Origin of the sequence: Neobacillus dielmonensis (genome assembly GCF_000612665.1) — a bacterium.
GTDB classification, from domain to species: domain Bacteria; phylum Bacillota; class Bacilli; order Bacillales; family Cytobacillaceae; genus Neobacillus; species Neobacillus dielmonensis.
Window position 1 is genome coordinate 1 of record NZ_HG942018.1, and the last position, 14,545, is coordinate 14,545.

The 14,545-nt window shown below is 41.3% G+C and carries 17 protein-coding genes; 16 read left to right on the forward strand and 1 reads right to left on the reverse strand.

Annotation, left to right across the window (positions count from 1 at the left end; translation table 11 throughout):
- Positions 1-174 precede the first annotated feature (174 nt).
- From BN2425_RS00135 to rsmI, 7 genes are all read left to right on the forward strand, one after another.
- Positions 175-504 (forward strand): cyclic-di-AMP receptor, encoded by a 330-nt coding sequence (locus BN2425_RS00135; RefSeq protein ID WP_042453881.1) that lies wholly within the window; start codon positions 175-177, stop codon positions 502-504.
- Between the two features lie 45 nt (positions 505-549).
- Positions 550-1,557 (forward strand): DNA polymerase III subunit delta', encoded by a 1,008-nt coding sequence (gene holB / locus BN2425_RS00140; protein WP_042453790.1) that lies wholly within the window; start codon positions 550-552, stop codon positions 1,555-1,557.
- Entirely contained in the window at positions 1,550-2,374 is an 825-nt protein-coding gene (locus tag BN2425_RS00145) for a PSP1 domain-containing protein (protein ID WP_042453792.1), read from the forward strand. The genes holB and BN2425_RS00145 overlap by 8 nt, the downstream gene beginning before the upstream one ends.
- A 13-nt stretch (positions 2,375-2,387) precedes the next feature.
- On the forward strand, positions 2,388-2,759 hold the full coding sequence (gene yabA / locus BN2425_RS00150) for a DNA replication initiation control protein YabA (protein WP_042453794.1): 372 nt from the start codon (positions 2,388-2,390) through the stop codon (positions 2,757-2,759).
- A 66-nt stretch (positions 2,760-2,825) separates the two neighbouring features.
- The gene (locus tag BN2425_RS00155; RefSeq protein ID WP_042453797.1) at positions 2,826-3,566 is read left to right on the forward strand and encodes a tRNA1(Val) (adenine(37)-N6)-methyltransferase; all 741 of its coding nucleotides are present in this window, start codon (positions 2,826-2,828) and stop codon (positions 3,564-3,566) included.
- The gene (locus BN2425_RS00160) at positions 3,556-3,843 is read left to right on the forward strand and encodes a GIY-YIG nuclease family protein (protein WP_042453799.1); all 288 of its coding nucleotides are present in this window, start codon (positions 3,556-3,558) and stop codon (positions 3,841-3,843) included. The genes BN2425_RS00155 and BN2425_RS00160 overlap by 11 nt, the downstream gene beginning before the upstream one ends.
- Positions 3,821-4,693, forward strand: a complete 873-nt coding sequence (rsmI, locus tag BN2425_RS00165; protein ID WP_042453883.1) for a 16S rRNA (cytidine(1402)-2'-O)-methyltransferase — start codon at positions 3,821-3,823, stop codon at positions 4,691-4,693. The genes BN2425_RS00160 and rsmI overlap by 23 nt, the downstream gene beginning before the upstream one ends.
- A 51-nt stretch (positions 4,694-4,744) precedes the next feature.
- Here rsmI and BN2425_RS00170 read toward each other — a convergent pair whose 3' ends face one another.
- Positions 4,745-5,032: an AbrB/MazE/SpoVT family DNA-binding domain-containing protein gene (locus BN2425_RS00170; protein WP_195891876.1), complete on the reverse strand. Its 288-nt coding sequence runs from the start codon at positions 5,030-5,032 to the stop codon at positions 4,745-4,747.
- A gap of 472 nt (positions 5,033-5,504) precedes the next feature.
- Between BN2425_RS00170 and metG the strand changes: the two genes are divergently transcribed.
- From metG to ispE, 9 genes are all read left to right on the forward strand, one after another.
- Positions 5,505-7,463 (forward strand): methionine--tRNA ligase, encoded by a 1,959-nt coding sequence (gene metG, locus BN2425_RS00175; protein WP_042453803.1) that lies wholly within the window; start codon positions 5,505-5,507, stop codon positions 7,461-7,463.
- A 228-nt stretch (positions 7,464-7,691) separates the two neighbouring features.
- Complete coding sequence (locus tag BN2425_RS00180) at positions 7,692-8,459, forward strand: TatD family hydrolase (protein WP_042453805.1); 768 nt, start codon at positions 7,692-7,694, stop codon at positions 8,457-8,459.
- A 237-nt stretch (positions 8,460-8,696) separates the two neighbouring features.
- Entirely contained in the window at positions 8,697-9,878 is a 1,182-nt protein-coding gene (locus BN2425_RS00185) for a ubiquitin-like domain-containing protein (RefSeq protein ID WP_042453807.1), read from the forward strand.
- A gap of 227 nt (positions 9,879-10,105) precedes the next feature.
- Positions 10,106-10,666 carry a ribonuclease M5 gene (rnmV, locus tag BN2425_RS00190; RefSeq protein ID WP_042453809.1) on the forward strand — a complete coding sequence of 187 codons (561 nt, stop codon included), beginning with the start codon at positions 10,106-10,108 and terminating at the stop codon, positions 10,664-10,666.
- Positions 10,659-11,537 carry a 16S rRNA (adenine(1518)-N(6)/adenine(1519)-N(6))-dimethyltransferase RsmA gene (rsmA, locus tag BN2425_RS00195; RefSeq protein ID WP_042453811.1) on the forward strand — a complete coding sequence of 293 codons (879 nt, stop codon included), beginning with the start codon at positions 10,659-10,661 and terminating at the stop codon, positions 11,535-11,537. Before rnmV ends, rsmA begins: the two co-directional genes overlap by 8 nt.
- A 126-nt stretch (positions 11,538-11,663) precedes the next feature.
- Positions 11,664-12,551 carry a sporulation peptidase YabG gene (gene yabG / locus BN2425_RS00200; RefSeq protein WP_406603179.1) on the forward strand — a complete coding sequence of 296 codons (888 nt, stop codon included), beginning with the start codon at positions 11,664-11,666 and terminating at the stop codon, positions 12,549-12,551.
- Between the two features lie 247 nt (positions 12,552-12,798).
- The gene (veg, locus tag BN2425_RS00205; protein ID WP_042453815.1) at positions 12,799-13,062 is read left to right on the forward strand and encodes a biofilm formation stimulator Veg; all 264 of its coding nucleotides are present in this window, start codon (positions 12,799-12,801) and stop codon (positions 13,060-13,062) included.
- 123 nt (positions 13,063-13,185) lie between these two features.
- Positions 13,186-13,377 carry a small, acid-soluble spore protein, alpha/beta type gene (locus BN2425_RS00210; RefSeq protein WP_042453816.1) on the forward strand — a complete coding sequence of 64 codons (192 nt, stop codon included), beginning with the start codon at positions 13,186-13,188 and terminating at the stop codon, positions 13,375-13,377.
- A 244-nt stretch (positions 13,378-13,621) separates the two neighbouring features.
- Positions 13,622-14,491: a 4-(cytidine 5'-diphospho)-2-C-methyl-D-erythritol kinase gene (ispE, locus tag BN2425_RS00215; protein WP_042453817.1), complete on the forward strand. Its 870-nt coding sequence runs from the start codon at positions 13,622-13,624 to the stop codon at positions 14,489-14,491.
- Positions 14,492-14,545: the final 54 nt, after the last annotated feature.

Consider the following 14,545-nt stretch of genomic DNA (forward strand, 5'->3'; position numbering starts at 1 on the left):
TCACCCCCTCCTACTCGATATACCAAAGGGGAACTGAACTCATGGGCTTTTTGAAAAAATCCTGCCATAAATATTCGTGGTCTTCCTATTATTGCGAATGAATGACAGACTAGAACCTGTTATAATATAGGTAAGGATACTAGATTTAGAAATAATAGAGGAGAGGTGGATATGATGAAACTTATTATCGCTGTTGTTCAAGACCAGGACAGCAATCGTTTATCCAAGGCATTAGTAGAAAACAATTTTAGGGCAACCAAACTAGCTTCTACAGGTGGATTTTTAAAATCAGGAAATACCACATTTATGATTGGTACTGAGGACATCCGAGTTGATCGTGCCCTTAAAATTATAAAAGATAACTGCAGTTCCAGGGAACAACTGGTTTCGCCAATCTCACCAATGGGCGGCAATGCCGACTCTTATGTCCCGTATCCAGTAGAAGTGGAAGTAGGCGGAGCAACTGTATTCGTACTGCCTATAGAACAGTTCCAGCATTTTTAATATCCGTTATCTTGACGGTAATATAGAATAGCGAGTGTGATTAGTTTGGCAAAAACATGGGATCAACTAGATGAGCTGCAGCCAGCCGTATTAAGAATGATCAAAAACAGCCTGGTCAAAAATCGAGTGGCCCATGCGTATCTGTTTGAGGGCATGAGAGGGACAGGGAAACGAGACATCGGTTTATTATTTACCAAGGCTTTGTTTTGTGAATCGTTAATTGATGGCTATAAACCGTGTGAAAACTGTTACCAGTGCCGGCGAATTAATAATGGAAACCATCCTGATGTCCATCTGGTTGAACCGGATGGACTCTCAATTAAAGTTGACCAAATTCGCGAACTGCAAGCAGAGTTTTCTAAAAAAGCGGTAGAGTCCATGACAAAGGTTTATCTGCTTATTTCTGCAGATAAAATGAGTGTTAGTGCCTCTAATAGTTTGCTAAAGTTTTTAGAAGAACCTGGTCCGGGAACGACAGCGTTTCTTCTAACAGAACAGCCGCAGCAAATTTTGCCTACCATTTTGTCAAGATGCCAAGTATTAACCTTCCAGCCGTTATCGCCACAAGTGTTAATAAAACAGCTTGAAGAAAATGGGGTTAACTCGCAAAAGGCTCCACTCTTAGCTCAGTTGACTAACAGTTTGGATGAAGCCCTCGAGTTAAATGGCGATGAATGGTTTGCACAAGCCCAAAAAATAGTGGTAAAATTATTTGAGGTGTTGGGTAAAAGCCAGTTAGAAGCACTTGTTTCTTTGCAAAACGACTGGTTTCCTCACTTTAAAGAAAAAGAACAAATACAACGTGGTTTAGATTTATTACTTCTTTTCTTTAAGGATTTACTTTATATACAATTAGATAAGCAAGAGCAAATTGTGTTCAGGGGAGAGCTTGGCCGCCTGCAGCAGTTTGCACTGAAGACATCCGGGCGGCGCTTATCAAATCAAATGTCAGCTATTCTTGCCGCCAAGAAGAAGCTTTCAGCGAATATGAATCCTCAGCTGATGATGGAACAGCTTGTGTTAAAATTGCAGGAGGGATCTTCTTTTGTATGATGTTATAGGAGTACGCTTTAAAAAAGCGGGAAAAATTTATTACTTTGATCCTGGAGACCTGCCAATTCAAAAAGACGACTTCGTAATTGTCGAAACAGTCCGCGGAGTGGAATACGGTAAGGCAGTCATTGCCCGTAAACAGGTTGAGGAACATGATGTCGTCCTGCCATTGAAAAAGGTAGTGAGAATTGCAGATCAGAAGGATCGTATGATTGTCGAAGAAAATAAGCTTGCTGCACAAGAAGCTTATGAGGTTTGCAATGAAAAAGTGATCGAGCATCAACTGGATATGAAACTGGTGGATGTTGAATATACATTTGACAGAAATAAAATTATTTTTTACTTCACGGCTGATGGAAGAGTTGATTTCCGTGAGCTTGTAAAGGATTTGGCAGCGATTTTCCGCACCCGGATTGAATTGCGTCAAATCGGAGTTCGTGATGAGGCAAAAATGCTTGGCGGAATTGGACCTTGTGGAAGAATGCTGTGCTGTTCAACTTTCTTAGGGGATTTTGACCCGGTATCGATTAAGATGGCAAAGGACCAAAACTTATCATTAAATCCAACCAAAATATCTGGATTATGCGGCAGATTGATGTGCTGTTTAAAATATGAAAATGATGAATATGAAACAGCAAAAGAGCAGCTGCCAGATCTTGGGGAAAAAATTGAGACCCCCCATGGAGTGGGTAAAGTGGTAGGCTTAAATATACTCGAGCGGGTGCTTCAGGTTGAATTAATGGACCATGACAGAGTCCTGGAGTACACATTGGATGAAATAAAAGAAGGTGCCTTTTCAATACAATCCACAGATTAATGAGGTGGAAGAAGTGGATAAAAAAGAGATATTTGAATCAGTAAGTAATATGGAGACACAAATTGGCCATCTTTACCAGCAGCTTGGAGAATTAAAGGAGCATTTAGCTGAAATACTAGAAGAGAACCATGCTCTTAAACTTGAGAATGAACATCTAAGGCGCCGTTTAAATGTAACTCCAGATTTAAAAATCAAGGAAGCTTATTTAAAAAAAAGGGAAGCTGAGAATGAAGGTCCGAGTGCAAAGCCTTTTGATGTAGGGGAAGGCTATGATAATCTTGCCCGGCTTTACCATGAAGGGTTTCATATTTGCAACCTTCACTTTGGCAGCTTGCGTAAAGATGGCGACTGTTTATTCTGCCTTTCGTTTCTAAATAAGAAGTAATTTTAAGAGGCTGACGTGCATCAGCCTCTATTTTCATACATATTGATTGAGAAGGATTGATCGAGAGTGGTACAGTTGAGGGACGATGAACGTCTTGATTATTTATTAGCTGAGAATTTGCGGATTATTCAGAGTCCGTCTGTGTTTGCTTTTTCACTCGATGCTGTTCTTTTAGCAAGATTTGTCTATGTGCCGATCCAAAAAGGAAACTTGATTGACCTATGCAGTGGAAATGGTGTTATCCCACTATTTTTGAGTGCCAGAACCAAAGGGAATATTACTGGGGTTGAAATTCAAGAACGGCTTTATGATATGGCTATTAGGAGCATTCAATACAATGGGCTCGAGAATCGTCTGAAGATGATTCATGGAGATATTAAAGAAATGCCCAAACAGTTGGGATATGGCAAATTTGATGTGGTTACTTGTAATCCGCCTTATTTTACGACTCCGCCGGAGGGAACCGTTAATCCGAATGAACATCTAGCAATCGCCCGTCATGAAATTCTTTGTACATTGGAAGATACGGTAAAGGCATCAAGTGATCTGGCCAAACAAGGCGGGAAGGTTGCATTTGTCCACCGGCCAGGCAGATTATTAGATATTGTTACATTGATGCGAAAATATCGACTCGAGCCCAAGCGAATCCAACTGGTTTATCCTAAACAGGGCAAGGAAGCAAACACGTTATTAGTGGAAGCAATTAAGGATGGAAGTCCTGATTTGAAAATTCTCCCTTCACTTGTAGTTTATCAGGAGAATGATGAATATACCAAAGAAATAAGAGAGATTTTATATGGAGAATGAAGAACACTTTTTTTATGTACTTACCTGTAAAGATGGAAGTCTTTATGGCGGATATACAAATAATTTAGAGAGGCGCATTCGGCTGCATAATGAAGGAAAAGGGGCCAAGTATACAAGAGGACGCGGCCCGGTAACACTCACCTTCTACAAGCGTTATAATCAAAAAAGCGAGGCCTTGAAAGCCGAATATCACTTTAAACGGCTGCCGCGCAAAAAGAAGCTAGAGTTTTTAAGTAGGGAATCGGGTGATGATAATGCACAAGCAGAAAAGCTTTGATAATGAAGATGGTAAAGGAATTTTATATCTCGTTCCCACACCAATTGGCAATCTGGAAGATATGACGTTTCGGGCGATCAACATTCTGAAGCAGGCAGCCTTGATTGCTGCGGAAGATACGAGAAACACCAGAAAACTGCTGAATTACTTTGAAATTGATACTCCCCTTGTCAGTTATCATGAGCATAATAAGGAATCAAGCGGAGCAAAACTAATTGAGAAATTAAGGGAAGGGCAGCATATTGCATTGGTAAGTGATGCAGGTATGCCGGCTATTTCCGACCCCGGGTATGAGTTGGTCACTCTAGCAGTCAATGAGGGATTAACGGTGGTGCCGCTGCCTGGAGCTAATGCGGCGCTTACGGCCTTAATTGCTTCAGGCCTCAAATGTCAGCCCTTTTACTTTTATGGATTTCTCAACCGAAATAAAAAGGAAAAACGGCATGAATTGGAAGAATTGAAACATCAGGAAGCAACATTAATCTTTTACGAATCGCCACACCGATTAAAGGAAACATTGGCACTGTTACTTGAAGTATTGGGCTCCAGACAAATCGTGATTTGTCGGGAACTGACTAAGCGATTTGAAGAATTTATCAGGGGAAGCCTCGAGGAAATTTGGGCTTGGGCGAACCAAGATGAAATTCGTGGAGAGTTTGTGTTAATTGTAGAAGGCAGCAAGGAGCCTGCGGTACAAGAATCAGCCTGGTGGGATAAGCTCACCGTAGTGGAACATGTGGACCATTATATTTCTGTCAAAAATATGTCTTCAAAGGATGCTGTTAAGCAAACCGCTAAAGACCGCGGCATGAACAAACGGGATGTTTATCAGGCTTATCATGTCGAATAGAGCAAACAAAAAGGCTCCAGAAAACTGGAGCCTTTGCTAAAAACCAGGTTCTTATTTTGCAACAAACTGGCTTTGGATTTCTTTTAATAGGATTTCTGCACCTTCACGGCTTAGAATTAACTTGCCGCCTGCTAGGCTCAAATTGTCATCAGACACTTCACCAGTGATGGCACAAGTCATGTTTGGCTTATATTTTTTTAGGATGATGCGGTCGTCGTCCACATAGATTTCAAGTGCATCCTTTTCAGCAATACCAAGTGTACGTCTTAATTCAATCGGAATAACCACACGGCCTAATTCATCAACTTTACGAACAATACCAGTAGATTTCATATTTATTAGCTCCTCTCACTATTAAACCAATATTTTTATATTTATAGATTCGTCATTATTCGACAAATTTTATATGTCTAATAATACCAGCCATTCCCATATTCGTCAATTATTTTATTTTGAAATATTAGGGAAAAATTATCAAATTTGTCTAAATTGTTGTATTTCTAAGGTTTGATTTCTAGGCATTTACAAATATTAGGTTTATAATATTATTGTGATGCTAACAGGTAAAATACTGCAATCGAAATAATTCGACAAAATTCAACAAAACTTGTAATCTCGTACAAAAAAATGTTCGAAGGATTGAGCTTTTTTATGACTGTACCGCATCCTTTTTTTTTTAAAAGGCTCTGTTAGCCTTAAAAAATACGCTTTGTTGCACAATTTCATATTTTTCGGTATATTTTTGATGATATAGATGGGGAAAAACAGGCAATAATGAATAGATGGATTGTGATCCTTGAGGAGGGATACTATGGAGAGAAAAACATTTTATTTGACCACTCCGATTTATTATCCTAGTGGAAATTTACATATTGGACATGCCTATACAACGGTTGCTGGTGACGCGATGGCTCGTTATAAGCGGATGCGCGGTTATGATGTGATGTATTTAACAGGTACGGATGAGCACGGCCAGAAAATCCAGCGAAAGGCGGAAGAAAAAGGGGTCTCTCCCCAAGCCTATGTAGACGGAATGGTCGCAGATATTAAAGAACTATGGAAAAAGCTTGATATCTCCTACGACGATTTTATCCGGACCACCCAGGACCGTCATAAACAAGTTGTGGAAAAAATCTTTGCCCAGTTAGTTGAGCAAGGAGATATTTATCTTGATCAATATGAGGGCTGGTATTGTACACCATGTGAATCTTTTTACACTGACCGCCAATTAGTCGATGGGAATTGCCCAGATTGCGGACGCCCAGTGGAAAAAGTAAAAGAAGAATCTTACTTTTTCAAAATGAGTAAATACGTGGACCGTTTATTGGCTTATTATGAAGAAAATCCGGAGTTCATTCAGCCGGAATCCCGCAAAAATGAGATGATTAATAATTTCATCAAGCCGGGATTGGAGGACTTGGCTGTTTCCCGAACTACCTTTGATTGGGGCATTAAGGTGCCCGGCGATCCGAAACATGTCATTTATGTTTGGATTGATGCACTATCAAACTATATAACCGCCTTAGGCTATGGAACAGAAGATGACTCCAAATATAAGAAGTATTGGCCTGCGGATGTTCATCTGGTTGGGAAGGAAATTGTTCGTTTCCATACGATTTATTGGCCAATTATGTTAATGGCACTTGACCTGCCGCTGCCGAAGAAAGTTTTTGCACACGGCTGGCTGTTAATGAAAGATGGTAAAATGTCTAAATCGAAGGGGAACGTAGTGGACCCGGTGACATTAATTGATCGATACGGCCTCGATGCTCTACGTTATTATTTATTGCGGGAAGTACCTTTTGGTGCGGATGGAGTGTTTACACCAGAAGGGTTTGTTGAAAGGATTAACTTTGACTTGGCCAATGACCTTGGCAATTTGTTAAACCGTACGGTAGCGATGATTGAAAGATACTTCAATGGAATCATTCCAAACTATGCTGGCTCTGCCGGGGAGTTTGACAAAGCGTTGCTTCAAGTCAATCAAGATACGGTTAAAAAGTATGAAGAAGCTATGGAAAAAATGGAGTTCTCCGTTGCCTTGACAAATGTATGGCAGCTTGTGAGCCGGACAAACAAATATATTGATGAAACCAAGCCATGGATCTTGGCAAAGGATGAGGCAAAGAGTGGGGAATTGGCAAGTGTAATGGTTCACTTGGCTGAAAGTCTGCGTAGAATTGCCATTCTGTTGCAGCCGTTTTTAACCAAGACCCCTGAAGGTATCTTTAAGCAATTAGGGATTGAGGAAAATCAGCTTAAATCGTGGGATAGTCTAGAAAAATTCGGATTGATTCCAAGCGGCACGAAGGTGGAAAAAGATGCACCGCTTTTCCCTAGACTTGAAGTAAATGATGAAGTCGAATTCATTAAGGCAAAAATGCAAGGCGGCACTACTAATACAGAAACAAAGGAAGCGAAGCAGGAGGAAAAGCCTGAAGAACTTCAGGAAATCACAATCGACGATTTTATGAAAATTGACTTACGTGTCGCAGAAGTCATTGAGGCAGAGCCAGTTAAAAAGGCAGATAAGCTCCTTAAGCTTCAGCTTGATTTAGGTTATGAAAAACGCCAGGTCGTTTCAGGCATTGCTCAATATTATAAACCTGAAGAGTTAGTTGGCCGTAAAGTAATTTGCATAACTAATCTAAAACCAGTTAAACTACGCGGTGAATTGTCTCAGGGGATGATCCTTGCTGGTTCGAAGGATGGCCAGTTATCAGTCGCAACAGTTGATCAATCACTGCCAAACGGTTCTAAGGTAAAATAAAAAAGTCTCATGACAAAAAGCTCCAACGCCTACTATGGTGCTGGAGCTTTTTCTCTCACATGGTAAATGTTTCACGTGAAACAATTTTCGCTATTATTAGACACTTCTATAGAGTTTTGTTGAAAAAGATATACCTATGTTAGCAAAATGTAAAACGGACGAAATATGTCATAATATTGGTAATTGGTTTGTAATTTTTGACATCAAAATAAAAAGGAGATTTACTTTATGCTATTTGACACCCATGCCCATTTAAATGACGAACAATTTAATGAGGATTTACAAGAAGTGATTGAAAGAATGCAAGAACAAGGGGTTTCCAATGTTGTGGTAGTTGGATTTGACCGTCCTACGATTAGAAGAGCGATGGAGTTAACGGAACAATATGATTTCATTTATGCCTGCGTAGGCTGGCACCCTGTAGATGCTATTGATATGACGGAGGAAGACTTGAAATGGATTGAAGAATTGTCTGCCCACCCCAAAGTAGTTGCGATAGGGGAAATGGGGCTTGATTACCACTGGGATAAGTCCCCGAAGGACATCCAAAAGGATGTTTTTCGTAAACAAATCAGGCTGGCCAAAAAGGTGAAGCTTCCGATTGTGATCCATAACCGAGAGGCTACTGCTGATATTGTGGAAATCCTCAAGCAGGAAGGTGCAGAGGAAGTGGGGGGGATTATGCATTGTTTTAGCGGCAGTCCTGAAACGGCCAAGGAATGCATCAACATGAACTTTTACATTTCGCTGGGCGGACCAGTTACGTTTAAAAATGCAAAAAAACCAAAGGATGTTGCAGCTGAAGTGCCTTTAGAGAAGCTACTAATCGAAACTGACTGCCCCTATTTGGCTCCGCATCCTTACCGAGGTAAAAGAAATGAACCGGGTTTTGTGAAGCTGGTTGCCGAACAAATTGCCGAAATAAAGGGGTTGACATATGAGGAGGTAGCTGAGGCTACGACACAAAATGCTAAAAAACTATTCGGCATCATTTGATAAAGGATTTTGTCGAAAGGGTAGGAAGCTTGTCCTAATTTTTTCTGAAAACAAAAAGTTCTACACGTCTCCTTTTCAACATAGGATGACCATGTCGAGAAGTTTTCCTTTGCAAGTGTCCCAGTATTATGCATAATTAGTAATACGTTCACAGGATAGGCAAAGGCTGGCAGCCGACAGCAGGGTTTTTCTAAATCTCTCCAAGAAAAGGAGGCGTTTTTCATCGTATTCAAACACATGAAAAACCTGCTTCAGTCTTTGAACGGAAGGAGCTTAACCATTGTTTTTACTAGTTTCATAGTGATGCTGACTACCCTGGGGACTTTATTTTATGAAAGTTCCAAGAAAACGGTTGCAGTTACTTTGAATGATAAGGACATGGTTGTCAAAACACATGCAGATACCATTAAGGAATTGTTGGAAGAAGAGCTGGGTGTTTCCCTTCAATCAAAAGACTACTTGTATCCGAAAGCAGCATCGAGGGTGAAGGACGATCTTCGAGTCGTATGGATGCAAGCCAAGCAGGTTACCATTGTCAAGGACAACGAGAAAAAAACGATCTGGACAACAGCCAAAACGGTGGCTGAAGCATTACAAGAGCTGAACATCACAGTGAGTGACCATGACCAAGTCTCACCGAAACCGCAAACGGCAATTCAAAACAAAATGACTATTGGTGTTAAGAAGGCACATCACCTTACACTAATTGACGGTGGGAAAGAGCAAGAAGTATGGTCCACTTCGACTACGGTCGTTGACTTTTTAACACATCAGGGCATTAAACTAAATGATTTGGACCGAGTTGAACCGTCATTGACAGAACCCATCACAATGAATGGTGTTGTTAACGTCATTCGCGTAGAAAAAGTCACCGATGTAGTGGAAGAACCTGTAGAATTTGCCGTGGTTACCAAAAAGGATGAAAGCCTGGAAAAAGGGACAAAAAAGACGCTAACTCCAGGTAAACAAGGGCGTGTTTCGAGACAATATGAGGTTACCTTGGAAAACGGTCAAGAGGTAGAGAGAAAATTAGTGAATGAGCAAATGATTACAGCTAAACAAGACCAAGTTGTGGCTGTGGGCACCAAGGATTTAGCCGCACAGGTTTCTCGTGGAGCAGCGCCAACAGGGACGGATCTATATGTTTCGGCAACAGCTTATACAGCCAATTGTAATGGCTGCTCTGGAAGAACGGCAACCGGGCTTGACCTGCGAGCCAACCCGAATATGAAAGTAATCGCTGTGGACCCTAAAGTCATCCCGCTCGGAAGCAAAGTTTATGTAGAAGGCTATGGATACGCTGTAGCTGCCGATACCGGCGGAGCGATCAAAGGGTATAAGATTGATGTTTTTGTGCCATCAAATGCAGAAGCTTATCGCTGGGGACGAAAGAAAGTAAAAATAACCATTTTGCAGTAATATACGTGGATGCAGAGGATAGGGGCCTCTGCATTTTTACTTTTTTATGGTTTTTCATTATACTTAACAACGAATGTTCCTTAATCGGTTTATACTTTACTATATGAGGAATTTTAATAATATAGACGATGGACATTACAGAAATGTTTCAGTTTTTTTCATTTTTATTTTAATTTTTAAATTTAGTACTATCCGCATCATGCTAAGGTACTCTCAGTGGAGGAAATATGAAGATAAAAGAGTTTATTGTGGTGGAAGGTAAAGATGACACAACCGCGATCCGAAGGGCAGTTGATGCCGATACCATTGAAACCAATGGTTCTGCCGTTAATCAAGTAACAATTGAAAAAATAAAACGGGCCCAAGCGACTAGAGGCGTCATTATCTTTACGGATCCCGATTATCCAGGAGAAAAGATTCGTAAAACGATTGCCCAAAGCGTACCGGGATGTAAACATGCGTTTTTGACCAAGGAAAAAGCCTTGGCCAAAGGCAGCCGTGGCGTTGGGGTGGAGCATGCCAGTCCGGAGGATATCAGAGAGGCGTTAAAGGATGCCCAAATGATGCAGGAGGGCTTAACAGAGGAAATTACCCAAGATGATTTAGTAACAGCCGGGCTGATTGGCGGCACAGGCGCCAAGGAACGCCGAATTCGGTTAGGAGAACTGTTGAAAATTGGTTATACCAATGGAAAACAGCTGCATAAACGGTTAATGATGTTTCAAATCAGTAAACAGGAATTTGCCAGTGCGCTGGCTATCGTCCTCGAGGAGGAACAGAATGGATAAAGATATTGCAACCCCTGTGAGAACTCGGGCTATTTTAAAAAAATACGGTTTCTCTTTCAAAAAGAGCTTGGGTCAGAACTTTTTAATCGATACCAATATTTTAAAAAAAATTGTCAGTTTTGCAGGATTGACGGATGAGTCCGGTGCCATTGAAATCGGACCTGGTATTGGGGCGTTAACCGAGCAGCTTGCCCGCACCGCCAAAAAGGTGGTCGCGTTTGAAATCGACCAACGTCTATTGCCTATATTAAAGGATACCTTGTCGCCATATCCCAATGTAAAAATCATTCACCAAGATGTGTTGAAGGCGGACATCCAGTCCGTTATGGAGGATGAATTTAACGACGCAGGTAATGTAATGGTAGTGGCGAACTTACCTTACTATGTCACGACACCGATTATTATGAAGCTCCTCGAAGAGCACTTGCCCATTCGCGGGATTGTCTGCATGCTGCAAAAGGAAGTGGCGGACCGAATATCAGCACAACCGGGAACAAAGGATTATGGATCACTTTCCATCGCAATCCAATATTATACCGAGGCAGAAACAGTGATGATTGTGCCGAAAACAGTCTTTGTACCGCAGCCGAATGTGGACTCAGCGGTCATCAGACTCATCAAGCGGGACAAGCCGGCTGTCAGTGTCAAGGATGAAACATTCTTTTTCCAGGTAACCAAGGCAAGCTTTGCACAAAGAAGAAAAACGTTGCTAAATAATTTAACCAGTCAGCTTCCTGACGGAAAGCAAAAAAAGGCGGACATCCTTGCTGCTTTGGCTGCTTGTGAAATCGACCCGGCAAGACGTGGAGAAACCCTTTCTCTGGAGGAGTTTGCTAGGTTAAGTAATGCTTTATACCCGCACTTCCAATAGACCTATATAGGTCTATTTTTTTTGGGGCGTAAGGCCTCATTCGACGGTTGCCGTACTTTCCTATTCACATGGACATTTGTGTAAGCATAGCCTATCAAAGAAAACTTATTTTGCTGGTCTATTGGAGTGACGGCAGTGATTATAAAAATAAATGATATTGTCGGTAGACGGTCATACAACTGTGATATTTTGTTTCGGGTGATTGATTTTCAAAAAATAGACGGTAAAAACTATGCCATTCTTTATGGGGAGGCTTTTCGCCTTGTAGCAGATGCACCGTATGAGGATTTGGTCATTATCGATGCTTTGCAACAGGCAAAATTCTCAGAAGAATATCGGACACTAGAGGAACAATCACTTCGGCTATTTACTCAAGATGTAAACTTATTAAGGGAAAAGCAGGAATATGAAGCAACAGGCGGCTATGCTGTGGAAAGCAGCTACTTTCAGATTCCCGGTAAAGTTCTGCATCTTGATGGAGACCCGGTTTACTTAAAAAAATGTATGGCTGTTTATGAGAAAATCGGGGTTCCTGTCTTAGGCATTCATTGCAATGAGAAAGAGATGCCTATGAAAATTGGCGAATTGATTGATTATTATCGTCCAGAAATATTGGTTATCACCGGACATGATGCCTATTCGAAGGCTAAGGGAAAACTATCGGATCTGAATGCTTATCGCCATTCCAAGCATTTTGTCATGGCTGTTCGGGAGGCACGAAGGAAGGTTCCCCATCTTGATCAACTGGTTATTTTTGCCGGTGCCTGCCAGTCCCATTTTGAATCGCTCATCCATGCCGGTGCCAATTTTGCCAGTTCCCCAGCAAGAGTTAATATTCACGCACTTGATCCTGTCTATATTGTAGCAAAAATAAGCTTCACACCATTTATGGAAAGAATCAATGTATGGGAAGTCTTGCGCAATACGTTAACAGGCGAGAAGGGGCTGGGTGGAATAGATACAAAGGGCGTCTTAAGGACGGGTATGCCCTATCGGCCAATAAAAGATGAATAACCCGATGTTGACAGGCGCCCATTGGGCGCCGACAACATACAAAATAAGTATGGCGATATCACACCATTCTTATTTTTTTGTAAGTACATAATTATTTGATATTCAGGCAACGATAGAAATGTTGAATTTTAGCAAAAAAAATAGGATAAAAATGATTGACAATCTTTTTGTCGGACTGATATAATTTATATTTTTGTTTGACAGAATCGTGTCAGCGTGTTATACTTTACACAGTGAGGTGGACCGAATGACAAAAACCTTAGCGGATATCAAAAAGGCCCTAGACTCCAACTTAGGGAAAAGATTGTTATTGAAGGCAAATGGAGGACGTCGTAAAACCATTGAACGTTCCGGTATCCTTGCGGAGACCTATCCTTCTGTTTTCGTCATTGAGTTAGACCAAGACGAAAACGCTTTTGAACGTGTTTCTTACAGTTATGCGGATGTATTAACGGAAACAGTTCAAATTACCTTCTATGAAGATGCATCAGGAAATGTAGCATTAAGCTAGAATATAAAGCAGCGGCGGCAGTAAACATGGTTTACTGCTTTTTGCTTTTTTATGGGATTATTTTTAAATCATCCATGAACAACTCATACTAAGAATACTGCGGCTTAGAAAGGGGTTGTTTAGGTGGGCAGAAGAAGAGGGATCATGTCTTACCAGTTTAAAGAAGAACTTGCAAAAGATCTTGGTTTCTATGATGTTGTCCAAAGGGAAGGCTGGGGCGGCATTCGGTCAAAAGATGCAGGAAATATGGTTAAGCGCGCCGTTGAACGGGCCCAATCGCAATTGGCCTCCCGGAATAACACAACGAACTCCTAAGACAAAAACTTCAACTGAAAATTTAAACAAGCAAAATGTCGCAGCAGCAAACCAGGGAAAATTTCCCTGGTTGTTTTTTTATATCCACTTTTGGTTAAAAATAATGAAAATTGCCGGGATATTCCTTTATCTGACGTCTTACAATTAGCTTTTTGTGGTAAAATAGGACAATATATATTGATTACGGATAGTAAATGCACAAACTTTAAATTTGTGCCGGATTATGTAGAAGTAGGTGGACGCAGTGAAGATTTTGGTCAAGGCACCGGCTAAAATTAATTTAGCTTTAGATGTTTTACATAAAAGAAACGATGGGTATCATGAGGTTGAGATGATCATGACGACCATCGACTTAGCAGATCGGTTGGAACTTAGTTTATTAGAGCAAAATCAAATACATATAATTTCACAAAATCGTTATGTTCCGGACGACCAGCGAAATCTGGCTTATCAGGCCGCACAAATTTTAAAAGATCGGTTTGGGATTAAACAAGGTGTGGCTATCTCCATTGAAAAAACAATACCAGTAGCTGCAGGATTAGCGGGAGGAAGCAGTGATGCGGCGGCTGCATTAAGAGGTCTAAATAAACTCTGGAACCTGGGACTCAGTTTAGACGAATTAGCTGAAATTGGCAGTGAAATTGGTTCCGATGTCTCTTTTTGCGTATATGGGGGAACGGCTCTTGCGAAAGGGAGAGGCGAACAAATTAAGGAATTGCCTGCACCGCCAACGTGCTGGGTCATTCTTGCCAAGCCATTTATCGGTGTTTCGACAGCCGATGTTTATCGCAGACTCGATGTGAATGCAGTTACCCATCCTAACATTGGTGCAATGGTGGACGCCCTCCATCACAGCGATTATCAAGCGGTGTGCCGCAATGTAGGGAATGTCTTAGAGGATGTGACCTTAAATCTGCACCCGGAAGTGGCCCAAATAAAAGACCAAATGAAACGGTTCGGCGCGGACGCCGTTTTAATGAGCGGGAGCGGCCCTACTGTGTTTGGACTGGTCCAGCATGATTCGAGAATGCACCGGATCTATAACGGCCTAAGAGGATTTTGTGACCAGGTTTTCGCTGTCAGAATGTTAGGTGACCGGAATAAACTTGATTAAAGACGCACAATAATAGTATTCTTTAAGTAGAACATTCGGTTAATGGGGGTTGTT

Excerpts from the sequence above, each read along its gene's own strand:
- BN2425_RS00160 (WP_042453799.1), top strand. The coding sequence starts at position 3,556 with ATGGAGAATGAAGAACACTTTTTTTATGTACTTACCTGTAAAGATGGA.
- rnmV (WP_042453809.1), top strand. The coding sequence starts at position 10,106 with ATGAAGATAAAAGAGTTTATTGTGGTGGAAGGTAAAGATGACACAACC.
- BN2425_RS00185 (WP_042453807.1), top strand. The coding sequence starts at position 8,697 with ATGAAAAACCTGCTTCAGTCTTTGAACGGAAGGAGCTTAACCATTGTT.
- BN2425_RS00135 (WP_042453881.1), top strand. The coding sequence starts at position 175 with ATGAAACTTATTATCGCTGTTGTTCAAGACCAGGACAGCAATCGTTTA.
- veg (WP_042453815.1), top strand. The coding sequence starts at position 12,799 with ATGACAAAAACCTTAGCGGATATCAAAAAGGCCCTAGACTCCAACTTA.
- rsmA (WP_042453811.1), top strand. The coding sequence starts at position 10,659 with ATGGATAAAGATATTGCAACCCCTGTGAGAACTCGGGCTATTTTAAAA.
- rsmI (WP_042453883.1), top strand. The coding sequence starts at position 3,821 with ATGCACAAGCAGAAAAGCTTTGATAATGAAGATGGTAAAGGAATTTTA.
- metG (WP_042453803.1), top strand. The coding sequence starts at position 5,505 with ATGGAGAGAAAAACATTTTATTTGACCACTCCGATTTATTATCCTAGT.
- BN2425_RS00180 (WP_042453805.1), top strand. The coding sequence starts at position 7,692 with ATGCTATTTGACACCCATGCCCATTTAAATGACGAACAATTTAATGAG.